Source organism: Streptomyces sp. NPDC050658, assembly GCF_044457025.1.
Lineage (GTDB): Bacteria > Actinomycetota > Actinomycetes > Streptomycetales > Streptomycetaceae > Streptomyces.
Genome location: NZ_JBITGM010000013.1, coordinates 226,197 through 250,194, shown reverse-complemented (window position 1 = coordinate 250,194; position 23,998 = coordinate 226,197). Strand labels below are relative to the sequence as shown.

General features: G+C 72.1%; 23 protein-coding genes. 13 read left to right on the top strand and 10 right to left on the bottom strand.

What is annotated here, in order from left to right; translation table 11 throughout:
* The first annotated feature begins 301 nt into the window (after positions 1 to 301).
* Together tuf and ACIBKX_RS35125 are read left to right on the top strand one after the other, a co-directional pair.
* Entirely contained in the window at positions 302 to 1,471 is a 1,170-nt protein-coding gene (gene tuf / locus ACIBKX_RS35130) for an elongation factor Tu (RefSeq protein ID WP_363274833.1), read from the top strand.
* A 156-nt stretch (positions 1,472 to 1,627) separates the two neighbouring features.
* Positions 1,628 to 2,422, top strand: a complete 795-nt coding sequence (locus ACIBKX_RS35125) for a fused MFS/spermidine synthase (RefSeq protein ID WP_363274895.1) — start codon at positions 1,628 to 1,630, stop codon at positions 2,420 to 2,422.
* Here the strand turns inward: ACIBKX_RS35125 and ACIBKX_RS35120 are convergent.
* The 4 genes from ACIBKX_RS35120 to ACIBKX_RS35105 form a co-directional block, all read right to left on the bottom strand.
* A complete protein-coding gene (locus tag ACIBKX_RS35120) occupies positions 2,384 to 3,688 on the bottom strand; it encodes an MFS transporter (RefSeq protein ID WP_363274832.1) in 1,305 nt (434 codons plus the stop codon). The two genes, ACIBKX_RS35125 and ACIBKX_RS35120, sit on opposite strands and share 39 nt — an antisense overlap.
* Positions 3,689 to 3,750: 62 nt before the next feature.
* A complete protein-coding gene (locus tag ACIBKX_RS35115) occupies positions 3,751 to 4,791 on the bottom strand; it encodes a hypothetical protein (RefSeq protein ID WP_363274831.1) in 1,041 nt (346 codons plus the stop codon).
* Between the two features lie 99 nt (positions 4,792 to 4,890).
* Entirely contained in the window at positions 4,891 to 5,931 is a 1,041-nt protein-coding gene (locus ACIBKX_RS35110; RefSeq protein ID WP_363274830.1) for a hypothetical protein, read from the bottom strand.
* Positions 5,932 to 6,024: 93 nt separating this feature from the next.
* Complete coding sequence (locus tag ACIBKX_RS35105; protein WP_363274829.1) at positions 6,025 to 6,921, bottom strand: hypothetical protein; 897 nt, start codon at positions 6,919 to 6,921, stop codon at positions 6,025 to 6,027.
* A 79-nt stretch (positions 6,922 to 7,000) separates the two neighbouring features.
* Here ACIBKX_RS35105 and ACIBKX_RS35100 point away from each other — a divergent pair, with 79 nt between their 5' ends.
* The 3 genes from ACIBKX_RS35100 to ACIBKX_RS35090 all read left to right on the top strand — a co-directional run bounded on the left by ACIBKX_RS35100 (position 7,001) and on the right by ACIBKX_RS35090 (position 10,050).
* Positions 7,001 to 7,453, top strand: coding sequence for a DUF4442 domain-containing protein (locus ACIBKX_RS35100; RefSeq protein ID WP_363274828.1), 453 nt, complete (start codon positions 7,001 to 7,003; stop codon positions 7,451 to 7,453).
* Between the two features lie 175 nt (positions 7,454 to 7,628).
* Entirely contained in the window at positions 7,629 to 9,269 is a 1,641-nt protein-coding gene (locus ACIBKX_RS35095) for a carboxylesterase family protein (RefSeq protein WP_363274826.1), read from the top strand.
* An 82-nt stretch (positions 9,270 to 9,351) separates the two neighbouring features.
* Positions 9,352 to 10,050 carry a DedA family protein gene (locus tag ACIBKX_RS35090; RefSeq protein ID WP_363274825.1) on the top strand — a complete coding sequence of 233 codons (699 nt, stop codon included), beginning with the start codon at positions 9,352 to 9,354 and terminating at the stop codon, positions 10,048 to 10,050.
* A 1-nt stretch (position 10,051) separates the two neighbouring features.
* Here the strand turns inward: ACIBKX_RS35090 and ACIBKX_RS35085 are convergent, their stop codons facing one another.
* Positions 10,052 to 10,582 (bottom strand): gamma carbonic anhydrase family protein, encoded by a 531-nt coding sequence (locus ACIBKX_RS35085; protein ID WP_363274824.1) that lies wholly within the window; start codon positions 10,580 to 10,582, stop codon positions 10,052 to 10,054.
* A 133-nt stretch (positions 10,583 to 10,715) separates the two neighbouring features.
* On the opposite strand from ACIBKX_RS35085, the gene ACIBKX_RS35080 reads away from it, so the two are divergent.
* Complete coding sequence (locus ACIBKX_RS35080) at positions 10,716 to 11,456, top strand: acyltransferase (RefSeq protein ID WP_363274823.1); 741 nt, start codon at positions 10,716 to 10,718, stop codon at positions 11,454 to 11,456.
* 89 nt (positions 11,457 to 11,545) lie between these two features.
* Here the strand turns inward: ACIBKX_RS35080 and ACIBKX_RS35075 are convergent, their stop codons facing one another.
* Complete coding sequence (locus ACIBKX_RS35075; RefSeq protein WP_363274822.1) at positions 11,546 to 12,409, bottom strand: DMT family transporter; 864 nt, start codon at positions 12,407 to 12,409, stop codon at positions 11,546 to 11,548.
* A 94-nt stretch (positions 12,410 to 12,503) separates the two neighbouring features.
* Here ACIBKX_RS35075 and ACIBKX_RS35070 point away from each other — a divergent pair, with 94 nt between their 5' ends.
* Together ACIBKX_RS35070 and ACIBKX_RS35065 are read left to right on the top strand one after the other, a co-directional pair.
* Positions 12,504 to 13,088: an XRE family transcriptional regulator gene (locus ACIBKX_RS35070; protein WP_363274821.1), complete on the top strand. Its 585-nt coding sequence runs from the start codon at positions 12,504 to 12,506 to the stop codon at positions 13,086 to 13,088.
* Positions 13,089 to 13,175: 87 nt separating this feature from the next.
* On the top strand, positions 13,176 to 13,733 hold the full coding sequence (locus ACIBKX_RS35065; protein ID WP_363274820.1) for a YbaK/EbsC family protein: 558 nt from the start codon (positions 13,176 to 13,178) through the stop codon (positions 13,731 to 13,733).
* Between the two features lie 6 nt (positions 13,734 to 13,739).
* Here ACIBKX_RS35065 and ACIBKX_RS35060 read toward each other — a convergent pair whose 3' ends face one another.
* From ACIBKX_RS35060 to ACIBKX_RS35050, 3 genes are all read right to left on the bottom strand, one after another.
* Entirely contained in the window at positions 13,740 to 14,957 is a 1,218-nt protein-coding gene (locus ACIBKX_RS35060; RefSeq protein WP_363274819.1) for a CaiB/BaiF CoA-transferase family protein, read from the bottom strand.
* A 179-nt stretch (positions 14,958 to 15,136) separates the two neighbouring features.
* A complete protein-coding gene (locus ACIBKX_RS35055; RefSeq protein WP_363274818.1) occupies positions 15,137 to 16,693 on the bottom strand; it encodes a histidine kinase in 1,557 nt (518 codons plus the stop codon).
* Between the two features lie 69 nt (positions 16,694 to 16,762).
* Positions 16,763 to 17,419 carry a response regulator transcription factor gene (locus ACIBKX_RS35050; RefSeq protein WP_363274817.1) on the bottom strand — a complete coding sequence of 219 codons (657 nt, stop codon included), beginning with the start codon at positions 17,417 to 17,419 and terminating at the stop codon, positions 16,763 to 16,765.
* Positions 17,420 to 17,585: 166 nt separating this feature from the next.
* Between ACIBKX_RS35050 and ACIBKX_RS35045 the strand changes: the two genes are divergently transcribed.
* The 4 genes from ACIBKX_RS35045 to ACIBKX_RS35030 are packed head-to-tail and all read left to right on the top strand — an operon-like array spanning position 17,586 to position 20,928.
* Positions 17,586 to 18,503 (top strand): ABC transporter ATP-binding protein, encoded by a 918-nt coding sequence (locus ACIBKX_RS35045; protein ID WP_363274816.1) that lies wholly within the window; start codon positions 17,586 to 17,588, stop codon positions 18,501 to 18,503.
* A complete protein-coding gene (locus ACIBKX_RS35040; protein ID WP_363274814.1) occupies positions 18,500 to 19,264 on the top strand; it encodes an ABC transporter permease in 765 nt (254 codons plus the stop codon). Before ACIBKX_RS35045 ends, ACIBKX_RS35040 begins: the two co-directional genes overlap by 4 nt.
* Before the next feature lie 45 nt (positions 19,265 to 19,309).
* Positions 19,310 to 20,098, top strand: coding sequence for a GNAT family N-acyltransferase (locus tag ACIBKX_RS35035; RefSeq protein ID WP_363274813.1), 789 nt, complete (start codon positions 19,310 to 19,312; stop codon positions 20,096 to 20,098).
* Positions 20,095 to 20,928 carry a lysophospholipid acyltransferase family protein gene (locus ACIBKX_RS35030; protein WP_363274812.1) on the top strand — a complete coding sequence of 278 codons (834 nt, stop codon included), beginning with the start codon at positions 20,095 to 20,097 and terminating at the stop codon, positions 20,926 to 20,928. Before ACIBKX_RS35035 ends, ACIBKX_RS35030 begins: the two co-directional genes overlap by 4 nt.
* A 40-nt stretch (positions 20,929 to 20,968) precedes the next feature.
* Here the strand turns inward: ACIBKX_RS35030 and ACIBKX_RS35025 are convergent, their stop codons facing one another.
* The gene (locus ACIBKX_RS35025; protein ID WP_363274811.1) at positions 20,969 to 22,336 is read right to left on the bottom strand and encodes a hypothetical protein; all 1,368 of its coding nucleotides are present in this window, start codon (positions 22,334 to 22,336) and stop codon (positions 20,969 to 20,971) included.
* 206 nt (positions 22,337 to 22,542) lie between these two features.
* Between ACIBKX_RS35025 and ACIBKX_RS35020 the strand changes: the two genes are divergently transcribed.
* Positions 22,543 to 23,829 carry a molybdopterin-dependent oxidoreductase gene (locus ACIBKX_RS35020; protein WP_363274810.1) on the top strand — a complete coding sequence of 429 codons (1,287 nt, stop codon included), beginning with the start codon at positions 22,543 to 22,545 and terminating at the stop codon, positions 23,827 to 23,829.
* Positions 23,830 to 23,998 lie beyond the last annotated feature (169 nt).

The following is a 23,998-nucleotide window of genomic DNA, read 5'->3' as shown; positions in this document are numbered from 1 at the left end:
CCGCGCCCCCAACTGCCGTACGCGGAAAACCATTCGACGTGCCGCGGCCCGTCGGCGATGATCTGCGACATGTTCCGGTACGCCTTTCCCGCAGTCACGGCCGCAGTCGCGGTCGCTGCGCAGGCTGCCGCTTTCCTCAGCGCCGCACCTTCTGTCGACGGCGCCCGAAGCTGACCCTCCCCGGACACTCCGGCGGACCCCATAGGGGGAGGGTCGGTTCGGCCCCGGGGTCCCCGTCCCGAGCGCGTACGCGACGACGTACGGCCGGGACCCCAGCTTCGAGTCCCGGAGTAAGCAACCCATGTCCAAGACGGCGTACATCCGCACGAAACCGCATCTCAACATCGGCACGATGGGCCACGTCGACCACGGCAAGACCACCCTGACCGCCGCCATCACCAAGGTCCTCAACGAGCGCGGCACCGGCACGTTCGTGCCCTTCGACCGCATCGACCGCGCCCCCGAGGAGGCCCAGCGCGGCATCACCATCAACATCGCGCACGTCGAGTACGAGACCGACACCCGGCACTACGCGCACGTGGACATGCCGGGCCACGCCGACTACGTCAAGAACATGGTCACCGGCGCCGCCCAACTGGACGGCGCGATCCTCGTCGTATCGGCGCTCGACGGGATCATGCCGCAGACCGCCGAGCACGTGCTGCTCGCCCGGCAGGTCGGCGTCGACCACATCGTCGTGGCGCTGAACAAGGCCGACGCGGGCGACGAGGAGCTCACCGACCTCGTCGAACTGGACGTGCGCGAACTGCTCTCCGCGCACGGGTACGGGGGCGACTCCGTCCCCGTCGTACGGGTCTCGGGGCTGAGGGCGCTGGAGGGCGACCCGCGCTGGGCCGCCGCCATCGAGGCGCTGCTCGACGCCGTGGACACGTATGTGCCCATGCCCGAGCGGTATGTCGACGCGCCCTTTCTGCTTCCGGTGGAGAACGTGCTCACCATCACCGGACGCGGGACCGTCGTCACCGGGGCCGTCGAGCGCGGCACCGTCAAGGTCGGTGACCGTGTCGAGGTGCTCGGCGCGGAGACGGAGACGGTCGTCACCGGGCTCGAGACCTTCGGCAAGCCCATGGAGTCCGCGCAGGCCGGCGACAACGTGGCGCTGCTCCTTCGCGGGGTGCCGCGCGACGCCGTGCGGCGCGGGCATGTCGTCGCGGAGCCGGGGAGCGTCAGTCCCAGTCGCCGCTTCACCGCCCAGGTGTACGTCCTGTCGACGAAGGAGGGCGGCCGGTCGACGCCGATCGCGACCGGCTACCGGCCGCAGTTCTACCTCCGCACGGCGGATGTCGTCGGCGACGTCGACCTGGGCGGGGCCGCCGTCGCCCGGCCCGGCGACACCGTCACCATGACGGTCGAGCTGGGCCGGGACATGCCCCTGGAGACGGGGCTCGGCTTCGCCATCCGTGAGGGCGGACGGACCGTCGGCGCGGGCACGGTGACCGAGGTCGGCTGAGCTGCGGTGCCCGCCTCCCGCGGGGGATCCACCCCTGTGGGAGGCGGGCACAATGGAGCGGTGACGGATGACGAACGCGCGGACGAGGCGACACCGGTCGTGGACGGCGAGGCCATACCCGTCGTCAAGGACGTGGACCACGGCACCGCCAAGCTGATGCCGGACGTGGACCGGCCGCGCGCCTGGCTGCTCACGGTCGACGGGGCGCCCCAGTCGTACGTCGACCTGGACGCGCCCACCTACCTGGAGTTCGAGTACGCGCAGCGCCTCGCCCATGTCCTGGACACCGCGGCGGAACCGGACACCCCGCTCGACGTGATCCATCTCGGCGGCGGTGCGCTCACCCTGCCCCGCTATGTCGCCGCGGCCCGGCCCGGCTCGCGCCAGCACGTGGTGGAGGCGGACCGGGGGCTGCTCGACCTGGTGGGCGAGCATCTGCCGCTGCCGGCCGGATCGGGGGTCGCCGTGCACGGCGCGGACGCCCGGCAGTGGCTGGAGGCGGCGGCGCCCGACAGCACCGACGTACTGGTGGCCGATGTGTTCGGCGGCTCGCGGGTGCCCGCGCATCTGACTTCCGTGGCCTACGCGCGCGCCGCGGACCGGGTCCTGCGCGCGGGCGGGCTCTACGCGGCGAACCTCGCGGACGGCGCGCCCTTCGGCTTCCTCCGCTCCCAACTCGCCACGTTCGCCGAGGTCTTCGAGGAGGTCGCGCTGATCGCCGAGCCCGCGGTGCTGCGCGGCCGGCGCTTCGGCAACGCGGTCCTCGTTGCCTCGCACGGCCGCATCGACGTCGACGCGCTGGCCCGGCGGGCGGCGGGCGACGTCTTCCCCGCACGGGTCGAACACGGCAGCGCACTGCGGAAGTTCATCGGCGACGCGCGGCCGGTGGTGCGGGACGAGGACGCGGTGGCGTCACCCGAGCCGCCCGACGGGGCCTTCAGTATCGGCTGACGCGGGACCGGGCAGGTCGGCCGCCTTCGCGACCTGCTTCGACGGCGTGCGCCGCGTCAGGTTCCGTACGTCGGGCACCAGGAGGACCAGCGCCGTCATGACGACCACCAGGGCCGCGCACCCCCACAGCGAGGCCGAACGTCCGAAGGCGGTCTCGGCGGGACCGGCGAGCGCGGTGGCCAGCGGCACCATCGCGATCGAGCCGAACCAGTCATAGGCGGCGACGCGGGAGAGCTTGTCCTCGGGGATCTCCTGGTGCATGGCCGTCATCCAGGAGACGCTGAACACCTCGATCGCCACGCCGCTGACGAACATCACCGCGGCCAGGCCCCACACCGGCAACGGCACCGCGAGCGCCGCCGAGGGCGCGCCGAGCGGGAAGACGCAGAGCGTGCCCGCGAGCAGCAGGCGCCGCGGCTTCCACCGCATCATCAGGACGGCACCGCCGACCGTGCCCGCGCCGAACGCGCCGAGCGCGAGTCCCCAGGGCCCGGCACCGCCCAGCTCGTCGCGGGCCACCAGCGGGCCGAACACCGCCTCGGCCGCGCCGACCACCGCCACCACCACGGAGAACTGCGCGACGATCGCCCACAGCCAGGGCCGGCCGATGAACTCCCGCCAGCCCTCCCGCATGTCGGAGAGCAGCCCGCCGCCCGGCTCGCGCGCCGGGACATGACTCACGTCGAGGAACGACCGCATCGCCCCCGCCACCGCGAACGCCGCCGCGTCCACCGCGAGCACCCAGCCCGGACCGAGCACGGCGACCATCAGACCGCCGAGCGCGGCGCCGCCGAGGCCCGCGCCCTGCATCGCGAGCCGGTAGAGGGCGAAGGCACGGCTCGCCTGCTCGCCGCTGACCGTCGACATCAGCATGCCCTCGGCGGCCGGACCGAAGAACGCCTGGCCGATGCCGCCGAGAGCGGTCAGCAGCATCATCGACCACAGCGGGGGTGAGCCGGCCAGGACCAGCACCGCGAAGACCGCCTGCGAGAGGCAGTTGAGGGCGTTGGCCGCGACCATCACATGGTGCCGCGGAAGCCGGTCGGCGACGGCGCCGGCGATCAGCAGGAACAGCACGAGCGGCAGCGTGCGCGCCGCGGCGACCAGACCGACGTCCCCGCCGTCGCCGCCCGATTCGAGCACCGCGAACGCCGCCGCGATCAGGGCGCCGTGGCTGCCCAGGTTGGTCACGATCGCGGCGGCGGTCAGCAGCGTGTAGTTGCGGCCGGCCCAGGCGGGGCGGCGCGCGGCGGGGGGAGTGGTCACCCCGGGACTATCCCCTCAGGGGTACCCGCTTGCCAAACCGTTTCCGCGCCGCACCCGGTGGTTCAGGACTCCTCGGGGTCGCCGTGCAGACGTACCGTCTTGAGGATCTTCTGCACCATCGCGTCGGGGATCTCGTCCTTGACGCCCTTGGCGCCGTACAGGGTCCAGGCCACGTAGTCACCCTCGGAGTTCTTGAAGGCGAACGTGGTGGCCTTGCCGTCCGAGTCGCACTTGTCCTCCTTGGCGACGCCGGAGGTCGTGGAGGTGGCGACGCTGCCCTTGATGCCGGAGTCGGTGGTGAAGTCCTTGATCTTGCCGATCTTGATCTTCTTCTTGTCGGCCTTCTTCTGGCCGGTGTAACCGCCGAAGACCCACCACGCGGAGTCGTTGCGCGCGACGTCCTCGGTGTTCTTCGCGCCGTTCTGACCCTTGGTGCCGACCGCGCCGAGCGCGGTGTCGTCCTTCGTGCCGTCCTTGTCGTCGTCGGACGAGCACCACTTGGACTTGTAGTACGCCGGTGCCGACATGCCGATGAGCGCGCTGCCGTCACCCTTCTCGCTGTCCTCGAAGCCGATGAACGTGTCGGGGGTCTGCACCTCCCAGTCGGCGGGGACGTCGAAGGCGGTGCCCCACTTGGGGTTCACCACGACCTGCCAGCCGTCGATCGTCGGCTTCGGGCCGTTGCCCGTGCCGCGCTCGGTGCCCTCGTCCTTGGTCGGGCTCGGCTTCGGCGACGCCGACTTGGAGGGCGTCTTCTTGCCCGGCTTCCCGTCCGCCTCGTCGTCCTTGTCGCCGCCGAGGACCAGGAACCCCGTGACACCGGCGGCCACCACGACCGCGAGCGCCGCGACGATCGCCGTGATCTTCGTCTTGTTTCCGTCCCCGCCCTGGCCGCCGCCCTGGGGCGGCATCGGCGGCGGAGTGGGCGCGGCCCACTGAGCCTGCTCGGGCTGCGAGAAGGAACCCGGCTGCGGCTGCGGCGGCTGCTGGTAGCCGGGCTGCTGGTACGGGTTCGGCTGCTGGTACCCCGGCTGCTGGTACGGATTGGGATTCTGGTCCTGCGGGTTCTGCTCGCCCCCGGGCGGCTGCTGTCCTGGCCACATGGGCAGTAACCATAGAGGGGCTTGTGGCCTGATGTCATCGCTGCCCTCGCGGAGCGGTCGACACATCGGGTCACAAGCCCCGGAGGCGTACGAAACGAATCAGGACTCTTCGGGGTCCCCGTGCAGCCGGACGGTGTTGAGGATCTTCATGACCGTCTCCTCCGGGATCTCGTCCTTGACTCCCTTGGCGCCGTACAGCGACCACGCCACGTAGTCGCCCTCGGAGTTCTTGAAGCCGAAGGTGATCGCCTTGCCGTCCGAGTCGCACTTGCCGTTCTGCGGCGTGTTCGTCGAGTGGGCGCGGGCGATGCTGCCCTTGATGCCGGTCTTCGTGGTGAAGGGCTTCGCCTTCTTGTCGGTGGTGATGCTCTTCCGGTCCGGCTGCGTGTAGCCGCCGAAGACCCACCACGGCACCTGGTTGACCGCGACCTCGTCGGTGCTCTTCGCGCCGTTCGCGCCCTTGGTGCCGACGGCGCCGAGCGCGGTGTCGTCCTTGGTGCCGTCCTTGTCGTCGTCGGACGAGCACCACTTGGACTTGTAGTACGCCGGTGCCGACATGCCGATGAGCGGGCTGCCGTCACCCTTCTTGGCGTCCTCGAAGCCGATGAAGGTGCCGGGGGTCTGCACCTCCCAGTCGGCGGGGACGTCGAAGGCGGTGCCCCACTTGGGGTTCACCACGACCTGCCAGCCGTCGACGACCGGCTTCGGGCCGTTGCCCGTGCCGCGCTCGGTGCCGCCGCCGGTCGCCGGATCGCTGCTCGGCTTCTTCGACGCGGACGCGGCGGGCGACTTGGACGGCTTCGAGTCCGCCTCGTCGTCCTTGTCGCCGCCGAGGACCAGGAAGCCGGTGACACCAGCGGCCACCACCACGGCGAGCGCCGCGACGATCGCGACGACCTTCGTCTTGTTGCCGTCGCCGTTGCCGCCACCGGAGGGCGACGGCGTGACGCCCATCGGCGCGGTCGGCGCGCTCCACTGCCCCTGCTGCTGGCCCGGCTGTCCGGGCGCCTGCTGGTAGGGGTTGGGCTGCTGGTATCCCGGCTGCTGATACGGGTTCGGCTGCTGGTACCCCGGCTGCTGGTACGGGTTCTGGTCCTTCGGGTTCTGCTCGCCCCCGGGCGGCTGCTGTCCTTGCCACATGGCGGGAAACGATACGGGGTCGTCGGGCGCGGACGGCCCGCCAACCCCTGGTGGGAGGGGCGGAGACGGTGAAGATTCCGGCGGACCCGGCGCTCAGGACTTGGGTGACGTCCCGATCTCACGCACCGTGCCGAGGATCTTCTGCACCGTCGCGTCGGGGACCTCGTCGCTCACCCCCCTGGCGCCGTGGAAGGACCACGAGGCGAACTCGCCCTCCGAGTCCCTGAAGGCGAACACCGTCGCCTTGCCGTCCGAGTCGCACTTGTCCTTCTTGGCCACACCGCTCGACGAGGCCGTCACCACGCTGCCGGTGAGTCCCGACTTCGTGGTGTACGACCGTGCCGCCCCGGTCGTGACCTTCGCCCTCTCCGGCTGGGCGTAGCCGCCGTAGACCCAGAGTTCGGCGTCCTTGCGGGCGGCCTCCTCGGTGCTTCTGGCGCCGCGGTTGCCCTTGCTGCCGGTGGCCGCCAGGGGCGAGTAGTCCTTGGTGCCGTCCCGGTCCCCGTCGGATCCGCACCACTTCTCCTTGAGGAACGCCGGTGCGGCCATGGCGACCAGCGGCTTGTCCTCGGGGTCGCCGTCCTTCGCGACCCAGCTGATCCAGTCCGTCGACTGCAGGCTCCAGTCGGCGGGCACGTCGAAGGCGAGGCCGCGCTTCGGGTTCACGACGGTCTGCCAGCCGGGGACGGTCGGCTTCTGGCCGCGGTTCTTCCCGCGTTCGTCGGAGGGGGCCGGGCTCGGCGAGGCGGACGCCGACTTGGACGGCTTCGAGTCCGCCTTGCCGTCCTTGCCGTCCTTGTCGCCGCCGAGGACCAGGAAGCCGGTGACTCCGGCGGCCACCACGACGGCGGCGGACGCGACGATCGCGACGACCTTCGTCCGGTCCCGCCGAGGCGGTCCTGGCTGCTGATACGGCTGCTGATAAGGCTGCTGATATGGATTCGGCTGCCCGCTGTGCCCGCCCCCGGGCTGCTGCTCTCCTGGCCACATGGCCGCAACGATAGGGGAGCTTGATCCACCGTGCGGACAGTCCTGGCCAAAGCAGGCTACCGGTGGGTAACATTCCGCCATGAGCGCAGACCAGATGACGATCGGCGAGATGCTCGCCGCCACCGTGCCGATGGCCCGGACCCTGAACCTCGAGTTCCGCGAGACCACGCCCGAGAAGGCCGTGGTCGCCCTGCCCGACCAGGCGGACTACCACAACCACGTCGGCGGGCCGCACGCCGGAGCCATGTTCACGCTCGGCGAGTCCGCGAGCGGCGCCATCGTGCTCGCCGCCTTCGGGGAGCAGCTCGCGCGCGCCGTGCCGCTGGCCGTCCGCGCCGACATCGCGTACAAGAAGCTCGCCATGGGCCCGGTCACCGCCACCGCGACGCTCGGCCGCCCGGCCGCCGACGTGGTCGCCGAACTGGACGCGGGGAAGCGGCCCGAGTTCCCGGTCGCGATCGCGATCACGCGGGAGGACGGCGCCGTGACCGGCGAGATGACGGTCGTCTGGACGCTGCGTCCCAACAGCTGAGCTGCGGGGCGGGTGGCGCCGGGCGGGCCGGGCCTGGAGGGTCGGTCGGCTCGGCGTTGCTGTTCTTCTTTGCTGTTCTCCTTTCAACTTTCTCTGTGCATGTCATTGACACGAGTCAACTCCGGTCATAGTTTCCTCGCCGCCAGCAGGTCGACGTCAGCAGAGAGGTCGCCGCATGAGGAGCTCCAGCCGTACGCGCCGTGTCCTGTCCGTGTGCGCCGCCCTCGCTGCCGCGTTCGCCGCGCAGTCGGCTCCCGCGCAGTCGGCTCCCGCGCAGTCGGCTCCCGTGCGGGCGGCCGAGGAGCGTGCGCCCCTCGTCCGTACCGAAGCCGGCTGGTTACGCGGTGAGTCCACCGCCGAGGGGCGGCAGTTCCTCGGTGTTCCCTACGCCCGGCAGCCCGTCGGCGACCTGCGGTGGAAGGAACCCCGGCCGGTCGAGCCGTGGCGGGGCGTGCGCGCGGCGACCGGCTTCGGCAACAGGTGCGTACAGAACGCCAGTTGGGACCCCGGCTACGAGAACCCCAGTCACACCGAGGACTGCCTCGACCTCAACGTCTACGCCCCCGAAGGGCGCGAGCGGCGCCCCGTCCTGGTCTGGCTGCACGGCGGCGGGCTCACCGGGGGAGCGGGCGAGGACATCGTCCCCGACGTCTTCGCGCGGCAGACCGGCACGGTCGTCGTGACCGTCAACTACCGCCTCGGCGCGATGGGGTTCCTCGCCACGGACGGGCTCGACGGCGAGGCCGCCGACGGTGTCTCCGGCAACTACGGCATGCTCGACCAGCAGGCGGCCCTGCGCTGGGTGCGCGCCAACATCGGCGCGTTCGGCGGCGACCGGCACCGCGTCACCGTCGCGGGCGAGTCCGCGGGCGGCCGCTCCGTCTGCTCCCAGCTCGCCTCGCCCGCCGCCAAGGGCCTCTACCGCGCGGCGATCATCGAGAGCGGCGCGTACGACGACTGCGCGGCCCGCGAGCAGCAGCAAGCCGTCGCGCAGGGCGCCGAGTTCGCCGCGAAGGCGGGCTGTCCGGACGCCGCGACCGCCCTCGACTGTCTGCGGAAGAAGCCCGCCGAGAAGATCCTCGCCGCGCAGGCCGGGTTCGCCTGGGGCCCCGTCGTGGGCGGCGACTTCCTGCCGGTCCAGCCCACGACGGCGTACCGGAACGGGAGTGCGTCCCGCGTGCCCGTGCTCAACGGGGCGAACCGCGACGAGGGGCGGCTCTTCGCCTACTCGCAGTTCGACGGGCAGGGCAAGCCGCTCACCGCCGAGCAGTATCCGGGCGCGCTCACCAAGGCGTACGGCGGTGAACTGGGCGCCCGAGTCCTCGACCGCTACCCGGCGTCCGCGCACACGTCGCCCACGCACGCCTACGCCGCAGCGCTCGGGGACCGGATGTTCGCCTGCTCGGCGCTGCGCATGGACCGGGCGCTCGCGGAGCGGGGCCCCGTCTACGCCTATGAGTTCGCCGACCGCACCTCGCCGCCCTTCGCCTCGATCCGCGACGCGGGCCGGACGTTCGACTTCGGGGCCACCCATGTGAATGAAGTGCAGTACCTCTTCCGGCACTTCGGGCTCGACGCGCCCTTCGACGCCGGGCAGCGGGCCCTGTCGCGGCAGATGGTCCAGTACTGGGGCACCTTCGTCCACGGCGGGGTGCCGCGCGCCGAAGGGCAGCCCGCCGCGCCCGACCAGCGCACCCGGCCGGGGCAGGTGCTCTCGCTGCGCACCGCCTCGGCGGGCGGGAACGTGCTCAGTACCTCTGTGGCCGATGAGCACCAGTGCGACCTCTGGGACTCCGCCCCGGCCGGTGCCGGGTGAGCGGGTAGGCTGCCCGGCGTGCGCGATCTTGGGGGGAACGCGCACGCCGGGTACACGCACATCAGCACAGGAGGAACCGGCGTTGCACGTCCAGGAATGGCTGGAGACCGTACCGGCCGTCAGTATCTACGCGCTGGTGGGCGTGGTCATCGGTCTGGAGAGCCTGGGCATCCCGCTGCCGGGTGAGATCGTCCTCGTCTCCGCCGCGCTGCTGTCCTCGCAGCACGGCGAGCTCAACCCGGTGATCCTCGGCATCTGCGCCACCGCGGGCGCCATCATCGGCGACTCCATCGGCTACGCGATCGGCCGCAAGGGCGGCAGGCCGCTGCTCGCCCGGCTTGAACGGAAGTTCCCCAAGCATTTCAGCGCCGCGAACGTCGGCAGCGCCGAGCGGTCCTTCCAGAAGTGGGGCATGTGGGCGGTCTTCTTCGGCCGCTTCGTCGCCCTGCTCCGGATCTTCGCCGGACCGCTCGCGGGCGTCCTGCGCATGCCGTACTGGAAGTTCCTGATCGCCAACGTCCTGGGCGGCATCGTCTGGGCGGGCGGCACCACGGCCGTCATCTACTACGTCGGTGTGGTCGCCGAGGACTGGCTCAAGCGGTTCTCGTACCTCGGTCTCGCCATCGCCGTCCTGGTCGGCGTCGGCTCGATGCTGTTCGTCAAGCGCCGCGCCAAGAAGTCGGCCGAGGGCGCGGGGGCCGAGGGCGCGGGGGCCGGCGGTGCGGCGGCAGAGGGCGTCGTCCCGGCGGCCGAGCCGGTGCCCGTCCCGGCCGCCGACTGACTCACTGCGCGTGGGCGTCCTTGTGGGCCTTGGCCAGCTCGACGTACATCGTGCCGTTGAGCGTGACGCCCGCGCGCTCCTCCTCGGTGAGGGGCCTGCGGACCTTCGCCGGTACGCCCGCCACCAGCGAGCCCGGCGGCACGACCATCCCCTGCGGCACCAGGGCCTGCGCCGCGACCAGTGAACCGGCGCCGATCACCGCGCCGTTGAGGACCGTGGCGCCCATGCCGATCAGGCAGTCGTCCTCGACGGTGCAGCCGTGCAGGACGGCGTTGTGGCCGACCGAGACGCGCTCGCCGATGGTCATCGGGAAGCCCAGGTCGACGTGGAGGCTGCAGTTGTCCTGGATGTTGCTGTCGGCGCCCACCACGATCGGCCCGCCGTCAGCGCGGAGCACCGCCCCGTACCAGGTGCTCGCGCCCGCGTGCAGCGTCACCTCGCCGATGACGACGGACGTCGGCGCGGTGAAGGCGTCCGGGTCGATCTTCGGGTCCTTGCCGCCGATCCCGGTGATGAGTGCCTCGTGGCCCATCGGAAGTCTCCATTCGTACGTGACTCGCGCCTGCCGGAACCGTACGGGACGGCGGCGGCTCCGCCGCCCTGTGGGGTGAAGATCACAGGGACCCGGGCTCACCAGGGGGCTTGTGGCTGAGTAACGTGAGCGCGTGCCGAAGAACAGGAACACGTTCTCATCCGCGGTCGCCGACTGGCGGCGCCGCGCGACCCAGCGCGCCGTCCACGCGGGCTGGGCGTGGGTCCAGCGGACGGGCGCGGTGACGGCGCAACGGCCGGGGCGGCTGCGGTTCGGCGCGCTCGGCGAGAACACGAAGCTGGCCTTCCCGCAGGGGACGGTCTTCGGTGAGCCGTGGATCCGCATCGGCGACCACTGCATCATCGGCGAGCAGGTCACGTTGACCGCCGGGATGATGCCCGGCCTGGACCTCGGCCCCGACCCGATCCTGCGCATCGGCAACGGCGTCGTGCTCGGCCGCGGCAGCCATGTCATCGCCGACACGACGGTGACGATCGGCGACGACTGCTACTTCGGGCCCACGGTGTACGTGACGTCCACCAATCACTCGTACGACGATCCCCACACGCCCATCGGCAAGCAGTGGCCCCGCATGGAGCCGGTCGAGATCGGGCCCGGCTGCTGGATCGGCACCAACGCGGTGATCCTTCCGGGGGCGCGGATCGGCCGCAACGTGGTCGTCGCGGCCGGGGCGGTCGTCCGGGGACAGGTCCCCGATCATGCGGTGGTGGCGGGGGCGCCGGCGCGTGTGGTGCGGACGTGGGATCCGGAGGGCGGTTGGCAGCCGCCGCTGCGGACGCCGGCGCCGACTCCTATCCCGGAGGGGGTTACGCCGGAGCAGCTGCTTGCTCTGGGGGAGTTGGGGGAGGGGTAGGTCGCCCATTCCCTCGTCTGCGGGTGTGTTGTGCTGGTCGCGCACTTCCCCGCGCCCCTTCGGGGCGCGACTTGGCTCGCGGCGATGACTCAACTCGCCAGCAGCACCGTCCCCACCAGCGCCAACCCCGCCCCCGCCGCCTGGATCCCCCGCAGGCGTTCGTTGAGGACCATCCGTGCCGCCAGCGCCGTCACCACCGGGTAGAGCGAGGCGAGTACGGCGGCCACCGTGACCGGGCCGTTCTGGGCCGCGATCGAGTACGTGCCGTTGGCGGCGACATCGGCCAGTCCGACGAAGGCGAGTGCCGGGAGCGAGGCCCAGATCACCCGCATCCCCGCGCCCTCGGGCAGTGCCGCGCCGCCGCGCTTCACGGAGACGAACAGGGCGAGGCCGCCCGCCGCCACGTTCGTCACGCGCTGCACGAACAGCGCGAGGAACAGGCCGGTGAGGTTGCTGGACGCCTCGGAGATGAGGGCCATCACCGCCCCGAATCCGAACGCCGCGAGCAGGGTGAGCAGCACCGCACGCCGCTGCACGGGAGCCCCGCGCAGCTCGGGCCCGCCCGCCAGGACGATGCCGACGACCGCGACGGCGATCCCGGCGAACTGCGCCGTTCCCGGCCGCTCGCCCAGGAAGAGTCCGACGCCCACCGGCACGACGACGCCCAGCGAGCCGAGCGGCGAGACGACGCCCATCGGGCCGAGGGCGAGGGCCTTGTAGAACGAGAGCATCGCGACCGGCCCGACGAGGCCCGCGCCGACCGCGAACCACAGCTGCGGCCCCCACTCCGTCCAGCCGCCCGAGGCGACCACGATGACGCCGAGGACGACCACGGCGACGGCCTGCGAGGCGACGACCACCGTGAGCGCGGGGATGCGTCGGGTCAGCAGTCCGCCGCCGAAGTCGGCAAGGCCCCACATCAGGCTCGTGGCCAGGGCGAACAGTGCTGTCATCGATGATCCTCGCAGTACAGTGTGGTGAACCTTCAGGTGCACCACACCGTAGTTCAGGATAGTGAACTCTGTCATCCAATATATTGGACGGAATGTGTCGGACCTCGACCAGCTCACCCAGTCGCTCGCCCGCAACCTCAAGCGCTGGCGCACCGAGCGCGGCTTCACGCTCGACGCGCTCGCGGCCCGCGCGGGCGTCAGTCGCGGCATGATCATCCAGATCGAGCAGGCAAGGACCAACCCCAGCGTCGGCATCACGGTGAAGCTCGCCGACGCGCTCGGCGTCAGCATCACCACGCTGCTCGACTACGAACAGGGCTCGCACGTCCGGCTCGTGCCGGCCGAGCAGGCCGTCCGGATGTGGTCGACGGACGCGGGCAGCAGCACGACCCTCCTGGTCGGCACCGAGGCGCGCGGCCCCTTCGAGCTGTGGGCCTGGAAGCTGATGCCCGGCGAGGGCAGCGACTCCGACGCGCACCCGCCGGGGACGATGGAGCTGCTGCATGTCGCGGCCGGCGAACTGACGCTGCTCGTCGACGGGGTGGAGCATGTGGTGGCCGCCGGGTCGGCCGCCAGCTTCGAGGCGAACGTCCCGCACGGCTACCACAACAAGGGCTCCGAGCCGGTCGAGATGACCATGTCGGTGTCCGTGCCGCCCGCGCACGCCGCGTCCTACTGACGCTTCGGTGCCTGCCTTCTGACGCTTGGGTGCCCGCCTTCTGAGACGGTCGATTCGCCGCGTACGCAACGCTGTTAGCGTGCGGCCATGCGTGCACCCATGGGAGATTTCGACGACGTCCGCCCGGCCGCCGAGGCCCTCGACCTCCTGGTGGCCCCTGTCGCCGACGCCGTGCGCGGCTGGCAGGCGGACGTCCCCGCCGGGCAGTTGATCCATGTCGACACCGACCCGCAGTGGGCCGACACCGCCACCTTCGTGGAGCACTACGGCCAGGACATCCTGGAGCAGTCCGCGAACTGTGTCGTCGTCGCCGGGAAACGCGGCGGCGAGTCCACGCTCGCCGCGTGTGTGGTCCTCTCCTCGACCCGCGTCGACGTCAATGGTGTCGTACGCCGCCAACTCGGCGCCCGCAAGGCCTCGTTCGCGCCCATGGACACCGCGACCGGCGAGACCGGCATGGAGTACGGCGGCATCACCCCGATCGGCCTGCCCGCGCACTGGCCGCTCCTGGTGGACGCCGCCGTCGTCGACCTGCCGTACGTCCTGATCGGCAGCGGCAGCCGCCGGGGCAAGCTGATCGTGCCCGGCAAGGCGTTCGCGGGGCTGCCGAACGCGGTCGTCCTCGAAGGGCTCGGCGTCGCCTGACGCCGCTCAGCCGCAGGCACCGCCCGGCGCGCGCAGCCGGGCGATGTCGGCCGGGCCGTGGCCCAGTTCGGCGAGGATGCGCTCGGTGTGCTCGCCCGCCGACGGCACGGCGTCCATGCGCGGGCTCACGCCGCTCAGATCGGCGGGCGGCAGCAGCGCCTGCACCGGCGACGCGGTGCCCGGAATCGCGACCTCCCGCCAGCGCTCGCGCTCGCTCAGCGCCGGGTGGTCCAGGAACTCGGTGACCGAATTGACGCCCGCGTTCGCGATGCTGGCCTCGTCGAGCAGCTCCATCGCCTCGTCGCTGCCGAGTTCGGCGAAGCGTACGGCGATGATCGCGTCGAGCTCCTCACGGTGCGCCACCCGGTCGGAGCCGGTGGCGAAGCGCGGGTCGTCGGTCAGCTCGGGGCGCCCGATGACCCGCTCGCACAGCGCGGCCCACTCGCGTTCGTTCTGCACGGACAGCAGCACGTCCTTGCCGTCGGACGCGGTGAACGGGCCGTAGGGCGCGACCGTCGCGTGCCGGGCGCCGACGCGCGGCGGCTGGGTGCCGCCGTAGCGCGTGTAGTACGCGGGCTGGCTCATCCACTCGGCGAGCGCGTCGAACAGGGAGACCTCGACGGCCGGCGCGTGCCCGGTCCGCTCCCGGGTGAACAGCGCGGACAGTACCCCGCTGTAGGCGTACATGCCGCCCGCGATGTCGGCGACCGAGATGCCCGCCCGCACCGCCTCGTCGGGCGTCCCGGTCAGCGAAAGGAGTCCGGTCTGGCACTGCACCAGCAGGTCGTACGCCTTGCGGTCGGCCCAGGAGCCGCTGGTGCCGTAGCCGCTGACGGTACAGGGGATCAACGACGGGTAGCTGGCCTGGAGTTCATCGGCGCCGAGGCCCAGGCGGTCGGCCGCGCCCGGCGCGAGGTTCTGCACGAACACGTCGGCTTCCGCGAGGAGTTGGTGCAGGATCGCCAGGCCATCGGCGGACTTGAGGTCCAGGGTGAGCGACTCCTTGGAGCGGTTGAGCCAGACGAAATAGCTGGCCTGGCCGTGCACCGTGGTGTCGTAGCGGCGCGCGAAGTCGCCGCCGCCGGGGCGCTCGACCTTGATGACACGGGCACCGAGGTCGGCGAGCTGCCGGGTGGCGAAGGGCGCGGCCACGGCCTGCTCCAGGCTGACCACGGTGATGCCGTCCAGGGGGAGCGGGCCGGGTGTCTGTCGTGCGGTCGCCATGGGTGCCTCTCGTCGGACGTACGCCTGTGCGGGTGTCGCTGCCTGTGCCTGCGACTCTGCCTGTGCCTGCGCCTGTGAGTCTCCATGGCCATGGTCACGTTCCGGGCGCAGGGCGGGCGGTGCGCTCAGCCGTGGCGGTCCGGTCAGCCGCGGTGGCCCGGTCAGCCGTGGTGGCCCGCTCAGCCGTGGCGGCCCACGACCGCCTTGGAGACGAGCCGTCCGTCGGCGAAGCACAGGCGGTAGCCGTCGCCCGACATGAGTCCGGTGCTGTAGTACGCGCATTCCTGGCCGCGCGGCGTCGGCGGCGCGCCCTCCGGCGGGGCGTCGCGGGTGAACCGGGGCATCCGGGACTCCACCTCGCCGCGCGGCTCGCCCTCGGTCAGTCCGTCGTACACGTCCCGGTCGAGCACCGAAAGGGCGGAGCTGACCAGACCGACCGGGATCATCAGGAGCAGAATCCCGGCGACCACCGCCAGCGGGGCCACCAGGGTCTCGGTGAGCCGCCGCCGCACCTGTCGCTTGGCGTGCGCAAGCTCCTGCGCGGACGCGGTCGGCCGCGGGGTATCGGCGGTGCGGGGCGCCGCTCCGGCGGCCGGCAGCTCGGCGGCCACCTCGAAGCCGCCGTCGTCCGTAGGGCCCGCCCGCAGGGTGCCGCCCGCGAGGCGTACCCGCTCGTCGAGGCCGACCAGACCGCTGCCGCTGGACGCCACGGAGTCCAGCGGGCCCGCCGGGGCCGGGTCATTGGCCACGGTGAGGCGCAGCGCGGCCCCCTCGCGGGCGAGCCGGACCCGGACCGCCGCGCCCGGAGCGTGCTTCGCCGCGTTCGTCAGGGATTCCTGGAGGACGCGGTGGACGGCGAGGGCGACCATCGGAGCGGTGTCGCCCTTGCCGCCCATGTCGTCGGTGCAGCCGTCGCGTTCGAGGGTGACCGCGATCCCCGAAGCCCGCGCCCGCTCCACCTGCGCCCGCGGTGTCTCCTCGGAGGGAGCGCGCGGTGGCGGCTCCTCGTTCACCCGCAGTACGCCGATGATCTCCCGGAGCCGTTCGGTCGCCGCCGCTGCCGCCTCGCGCAGCTCGCCCACCGCCGCCTGCCGGCGGGCGTCCAGGGTCGGGTCGACCTCCAGCGCGCCCGCGCGGACCGCGATGAGCGTCAGGTCGTGGCCGAGCGAGTCGTGCATGTCGCTCGCGATACGGGCCCGTTCGCGGACGCGGGTGCGGTCCGCGACGGCCCGCTGCTCCCGCTCCATGCGCTCGGCGAGGCGCCAGCCGGTGGCGACGAGTTCGGCGTACTGATGGCGGTAGCGGCCGACCAGCCATGGCAGCACCCCGCTGATCAGCAGGGTGAGCAGCATCGAGGGCCAGTCCCACAGGTCGTCCGCGGCGAGCGCGCTCAGGGCAAGACCGGCGAGCGCGACCGTCCCGAAGAACCACAGGGCCGGGCGCACGACAGGGAGCCGGCTCCCGGCGAGGTATCCGAAGACGGCGACCGCCGGCCAGTACGCGGGCGTCAGCATCTGCGTACTCGTCAGCAGGCTCAGCGCGACCGGCACCGCGAGCGCCGCGAGCGGCCACCGGCGGCGCAGCGCCACGGCGGCCGTGAGCAGCGGGACGGCCACGACCGCCACCACCGCGGCACGTCCGTCGAGCCGGACCGCCGCCGCGACGGGCGGCGCGCACACCAGGAGCCACAGCCCGATGCCGTAGAGCCGGGTGAACCGGCCGGGTACTGAGCGCATCGCCCAAGGATCGCCGATCAGGGCCGGTGGGCGCCCCTGACGAAAGTAGGGGATCTCGGGAGGCCCGGCTCACTCCCCGCCGACGAGTCCCGCCTCGTACGCGAGGATCGCGGCCTGCACCCGGTTCCTGAAGCCGAGCCGGGCCAGGACCTGGCTCACATACGCCTTCACCGTGCCCTCGACGACATGCAGCCGCCCCGCGATCTCCGCGTTCGACAGGCCGGCCCCGACCAGGGCGAGCACCTCGCGCTCTCGCCCCGTCAGCTCGTCGACCCGGGCGCGGGCCGCCGCCTGCTTGCCGAGCTGCCCCGCGCCGAGATGCGAGATGACCCGGCGTGCGATGGCCGGGGAGAGATACGCGCCGCCTTCGGCGACGGCCTGCACCCCGGCGATCAGTTCACGCGGATTGCCGGACTTGAGGAGGAAACCGGCCGCGCCCGAACCGAGCGCGCTCGCGATGTACTCGTCCTCGGAGAACGTCGTGAGCATCGCGACGGCCGTGTCCGGCGCGACCCGGCGCAGCTCGTCCGCCGCCGCGAGGCCGTCGAGCCGCGGCATCCGGATGTCGAGCAGGCAGACGTCGGGCCGGTGCCGGAGCGTCAGGTCGATCGCCTCGCGCCCGTCGGCGGCCTCCGCGACGACCTCGATGTCCCCCGCGGTGGCGAGGATCGCGCCGACGCCGGCCCGGATCATCGCCTCGTCGTCGGCCAGCAGCACTCGGATCATGCGAGCACGCTACCCGGCCGCCCGACCCCTGACGAAAGTGCAGGGCGGTCGGTGACCAAGGTCCCCTGCCCCCGGCCGCGCCGCTTCGTAGCGTCCCTGTCGTACCCGCCGACGTGCACCGACGCGGCGCCCAACGGCACAGACGACGAAGGCGACTTGGGGAACGATGCTCACACTGCGGAACCTGACCAAGCGATACGGCGAGAAGACCGCCGTCGACCGGCTCACCCTGGACGTGGCCCCAGGGAAGATCACGGGCTTCCTCGGACCGAACGGCGCGGGCAAGTCCACGACGATGCGGATGATCCTCGGCCTCGACCACCCCACTTCCGGCACCGCCCTCATCAAGGGCAAGCGGTACGCCGACCACACCCACCCGCTGCGGGAGGTCGGGGCGCTGCTCGACGCGAAGGCCGTGCATCCCCGGCGCAGCGCGTACCGGCATCTGCTCGCCATGGCGCACAGCCACGGCATCCCCGCACGCCGGGTCGACGAGGTGCTGGAGGCGACCGGCCTCGGCGAGGTGGCGGGCAAGCGGGCCGGGGCGTTCTCGCTCGGCATGGGGCAGCGGCTCGGCATCGCGGGGGCGCTGCTCGGCGACCCGGAGGTACTGATGCTCGACGAGCCGGTCAACGGCCTCGACCCGGACGGCGTGCGCTGGATCCGCGGCTTCTTGCGGTCCCTTGCCGAACAGGGCAGGACGGTCTTCGTCTCCAGCCATCTGATGAGCGAGATGGAGGTCACCGCCGACCGGCTCGTCGTCATCGGCAAGGGACGGCTCATCGCGGACGCCCCGATGGCGGAGATCATCGCGCGCGGCTCCCGCAACGCCGTGAAGGTGCGGGGACCCGAGCCAGAGGGGCTGCACGCCCTGGCGACCCGCCTCGCCGACCTGGCGTACGACGTCGAGTGGGTGTCCCGCGAGGAACTCCTCGTCCGCGGGATCGGCGCGGACCGCGTCGGTGATCTCGCGCACGAACAGCACGTACGCATCCACGAACTGCGCGCCGTCGAGGCGTCGCTGGAAGAGGCCTACATGGAACTGACCGCGAGCAGCGTCGAGTACGGGGAGGCACGGCTGTGAGGACCTTTGATCTGACCGGGAACGCGCGGAGCGGCGGCCTGCGCGGTGCCGTCGCCGCCGAGCGGACCAAGCTGTTCTCGCTCCGCTCGACCTGGTACTTCCTGCTCACGGCGGCTGCCGTGATGGGCGTGACCGCCGGGTGTGTCGGTGCCGTCACCCACGACGCGGGCGCCTCACCCGCCGATCCCGCGACGCTCGCCACCGTCTACGGGGTCGAGTTCGTCGTCGCCGCCCTGGCCATGCTGAGCGTCACGGGCGAGTACGCCACCGGCAGCATCGTCAATAGCCTCCAGTGCGTGCCGGACCGGGCGCGCCTGCTGATCGCGAAGAGCGTCACGCTGGGGGCCGTCGCCTTCGCCGCCGGAATCGTGCTGGCCGGGCTCGGAACGGCGGCGGGCGCGGCCGCCATGGACGAGTCGACGTTCGATGCCGCACAGGTCGTGGGCCGGATGTTTGCGATCGCCGTTCACCTGATGCTCATGAGTGTCCTGACCATCGGCCTTGCGGCCATCGTGCGCAGTTCAGCCGGTGCCCTCACCGTGCTGTTCGTGCTGCTGCTCATCGTGCCGACGATCCTGCAATCGATTCCCCTCGACCTCACCTCGAAGCTGGCGCAGTTCCTGCCCCAGGCGGCGGGCACGCAGTACCTCACGGGCGACGCGGATCTGTACGGACCCACTGCCGGGCTGCTGCTCCTCGCGGCCTGGGTCGCCGCCTCCCTCACGCTGGCCGTGGTGATCATGCGGCGCCGCGATGCCTAGCACCGTCCCCGAACACCGAACGCCGAACGGAGCACCTGAACTGTCATGCCCTCGACACCCATTGCTTCGACATCCGCTGCTTCGACGTCCCCCGTCTCGACGTCCCCCGTCTCCACCGGCTCGTACGTCACCTCCATCGCCGACTCCGTGGACCAGATACGCGCCGCGCAGCGCCTGCGGTACCGCGTCTTCGGCGAGGAGATGGGGGCCACGCTCCACACGCCCCTGCCCGGTCACGACGTGGACGACTACGACGACCTCGTCGACCACCTGATCGTCACCGACACCGCCACGGACGAAGTGGTCGGCACCTACCGGCTGCTGCCGCCCGGCCGCTCGTCCCGGTCCTACTCCGACGGCGAGTTCGATCTGCGGGCGCTGGAAGGGCTGCGGTCGTCGACGATCGAGGCGGGCCGCTCCTGCGTCCACCCCGACCACCGGTCCGGCGCGGTGATCAACCTGATGTGGTCGGCCCTTGCCCGGTACGTCCTGCTCTCCGGCCACCGCCATCTCGCGGGCTGCGCCTCCGTGCCGCTGTCCGACGGCGGGAAGGCCGCGTCCAGCGCCTGGCTGCTCGGCACGTCCAAGCACGCGTCGCCGCCCGAGCTGCGGGTGCACCCCCGGCGGCCCTGGACGCCGACCGCGCCGACGGTGGAGCGGCCCACCTACGCCGATCTTCCGCCGCTCCTGCGGGGCTACCTCCGGCTCGGCGCGTGGATGTGCGGGGCGCCGGCGCACGACACCGAGTTCGACGTGGCCGACTTCTTCGTGCTGCTCGACATGGAGCGGCTCAGCGACCGCCACCGCCGCTTTTTCCTGGGGGAGACCGCATGAACGCGTGGGCTCCGGTGAGCCCGTGCACCCCGGCCTGCGCCACCCGCTCGGCGCCGTCCGTGCGGCCCGGTCGACTCGCCCACCGGTACGCGGCGTTGGCGTACCAGATCGGCCGTGGCGTCGCGCGGGGCGAGCGGCTCGCGGAGCCCGCCGAGCTGCGGGCGCGGGCCCTCGGCGTGCTCGACGCGCTCGGCGTAGGACTGGAGACGGGGCCGGGTGGGGATTCGGGTTCGGAGCCGGATTCAGAGCCGCTGACGGTCGGCGGCTCGGGCTCGGGCTCCGGTCCCGGCACCCTCATCGTCGCCAACCACATCTCCTGGCTCGACGTCATCGGTCTGCTCGCCGTGCAGCCGGTGACGGTGCTCGCCAAGCGGGAGGTGGGCCAGTGGCCGGTCGTCGGCACGCTCGCCCGGCGGGCCGGGACGCGGTTCATCGACCGCGAGGGGCTGCGGCAACTGCCGGACGCGGTCGCCGAGTTGACCCGGACCCTGCGCTCCGGCCGGTCGGTCGCCGTGTTCCCCCAGGCGACGACCTGGTGCTCCGTCTCCGGCGGCCGGTTCCGCCGGGCCACCTTCCAGGCGGCGGCCGACGCGGGCGCCCCCGTACGGCCGGTGACCATCCGCTACGAGCAGTACGGAGTCCCGAGCACGGCCGCGGCCTTCCTCGGCGACGACACCTTCGGGGCCTCGCTGCACCGGGTCGCGTGCGCGGACGGGCTGAGCGTGCGCATCACCGCGCACGCGCCGCTGTTCGGCTCCGACCGCAGGGCGCTGGCGGCGGAGGCGCAGGCGGCCGTCGGCGCAGAGGAGGAGTTGCCCGTACACGTCTGAGGTCTGAGGTCTGAGGTCTGAGCGGCGGCATGACGGACCCTCACCACCCCGTGTGCAGCAGGTGGTTGATCAGCAGCGAGACCACCGCCTGTGCCGTCAGCCAGAACCGGCGGTTCCGTGCGGGCAAGAACGCCGCCGCGCACAGCAGCCACGCCGCGAACGGCAGCCAGATGCGCTCCGTCTCCGCCTTGCTCATCCCGGAGAGGTCGGCGACGGCCAGGGAGAGCAGGGCGGCGAGTACGAGAAGGACGAGCCGGTCGGCGGCCGAGTCCCCGCCCGCACACAGCCGGCGGACGGAGCCCCGCACGGCCGGCAGGGTCCTGCCCAGGCCCGCGACCGTGGCGAGGCCGACGACCAGGACCGTGCAGGCGAGGTTGGCCCAGACCCAGTAGGCGTACGGACGGATGCCGCCCGCCCCTTGGTGGTAGCGCTCCACGAGCAGCCGGTACGCCTCCCACCAGTCGAAGCCGGCCAGAGTGAACGCCAGCGGCACGACCACCGCCCCGGCGAGGAAGAGCGGGAGCGGGCGTGCCGTCCTGCCGAGCAGCAGGACCGCCGCGCCGATCAGCGCGAACAGCGTCAGGCCGTAGCTGAGGTAGCAGAGCAGACCGAACAGCAGGCCCGAGCCGACGGCGGCTGCTGCCGGGAAGCGGGTCGCGCGGGTCGCGGCGAGCGCGAGCAGGGCGATGGTCCACGCGGCGACGGCGGCGAAGTAGCCGTCCGCCGACGTGCCGGTCCACACCGCCGTCGGGGCCAGGACCAGGAACGGCGCCGCCCGTCGCGCGTGCGTCTCGTCGGCCAGCGCGCGCACGGTGACCAGGACCGCCGCCGCGACGCTCGCGCCGAGCGTGATGCACCAGACGCCCGCCCAGGCGCCGCCGCCGAGACCTGCCCGGTCCAGGAGGACGAAGGTGAGCGTGGCGCCCGGCGGATGGCCCGCCGTGTGCGCGGGCCAGTGGTCCGGCGCGTCGATCAGGATGTGCCGGGTGAAGTCCCGCAGCGCCGCCGGGATGTCGTCGAACCGGTCGATGACCTGGAGATACTCGTACTTGGTGGTCAGCCGCCTGGCCACACCCTGATGCCAGCCGTCCACGAGCGCGAGGGACCAGATCCAGGCGAGTGACGCGCCCGAGGTGCCGAGCACCAGCGACCGCCAGGGCAGCCGGGCGGCAAGGGCCGGGCCGTACGCCACCGTCGCCGCCGCCACGGCGAGGGCGGCGGGGGTGCCGGGGCCGAGGTGCGGGTCCCATTTGGCGTACAGCGGCGGCCAGTTGACGTGCAGGTTGCCGTACGTGCCCTCCAGGTACGTACCGATGGCTGCCGCCAGGGCCACCAGGAGTACGGCGGCCGCGGCGGTGAGGAGGTCGCGGCGTGGTGGCAGGTCGGTACGTCTTTCTCGGGGGATCACGTGTGCACGCTAGGCGGCGGGGCCGCTGCGGGGGGCTTTGGCGGGGTCGGTGTCATCGTTCCGTCAGATCTTGGCCCTTCGGGGCGCCCCCGTCCGCCGTCAGAGTTTCGTCATGAGTCGTGAGCCCGATTTGGCGGGGGAGGCCGCTTACCTTCAGGGGCAGAGCCGCGGAATCCGCCGTCGCTCGTGACCCTCGGGGACGCATGATGGGTGATCAGCCGGCGATTCCGTCACGGAGTCAGCCGTTCAGCCGCCTCTGGCGCAGTCCGTTGCGCGGGACCTGGCTCAGTTCCGTGCTCGGCCTCGTGCTGCTCTTCGGGATAACGCTGCTCTTCGTCACGGGGCTCCTGTCGTACGCCGCGTACAACCCGGATCTCTCGCCGGTGAACGACAAGACCCCGGACAAGGGGCTGCTCGGCTTCTATCTCTTCTCCTGGCCCACCGATCCGCACTGGCTCTACCGCCTCACCCAGGGCCTGCACGTCACGGTCGGCGTCGCGCTGATCCCGGTGCTGCTCGGCAAGCTCTGGTCGGTGATCCCGAAGCTGTTCGAGCTGCCGCCCGTGCGGTCCGTCGGGCATGCGCTGGAGCGGCTCTCGCTGCTGCTCCTCGTGGGCGGGGCGCTCTTCGAGTTCGCCACCGGGGTGCTCAACGTCCAGCTGGAGTACCTCTTCCCCGGCTCCTTCTACCCGCTGCACTTCTACGGAGCCTGGGTGTTCTTCGGGGCGTTCGTGGCGCACGCCGCGCTGAAGCTGCCGCGAGCCGTGCGGACGCTGCGGGAACGCGGGCTGCGCGAGCAACTTCGTACGCACGACAAACCACAAGGCGCGTCGCGTCACACCCCGCGTGACGAGCCGTCCGAGACATCGACCATGTCCCGGCGAGGCGCCCTCGGTCTCGTCGGCGGTGGCTCGCTGCTGCTGCTCGCCACGACCGCGGGGCAGAGCTTCGACGGGGCGGCGCGGCGCACCGCGCTGCTCGCGCCGCACGGGGGCGGTGAGCCGGGCACCGGACCGAACGGCTTCCAGATCAACAAGACCGCGGCGGGGGTCGGCATCAGATCCGTCGACACGGGCTCGGCCTGGCGTCTCGTCGTCACCGGTCGTGACGGGCGTGAAGTCACCCTGGACCGCGCCGAGTTGCTGGACATGGCCCAGCACAGCGCGGCGTTGCCCATCGCGTGCGTCGAAGGCTGGTCCACGTCCGACCAGTGGTGGCGCGGAGTCCGGCTGCGGGACCTCGCCGCGCTCGTCGGACACGAGGAGGGCGCGGCGCCCGGCGTCCTCGTCGAATCCCTTCAGGTGCGCGGCTCGTTCCGCAGGGCCGCGCTGCGCGACAACCAGGTCCGCGACCCGCGCTCGCTGCTCGCGCTCCGGGTGAACGGCGAGGACCTGTCGCCCGACCACGGCTATCCGGCGCGCGTCATCGTCCCGGCGGCGCCCGGTGTCCTGAACACCAAGTGGGTGGCCCGGCTGACCTTTGGAGAGCTGTGACGAGCGATGCGGTGCCCGGCCGGTTCCGTCGTATGTACGGCGAGAGCCCGCTCCAACTCCTTCTGCTCCTCGCCTCGTTCGCCCTGGCGGGATACGCCGGAGTGCGGCTGCTCGCCGACGACTGGGCTGCGGCCCTGGCCTGGTTCGTCGGCGCGGCGCTGCTGCACGA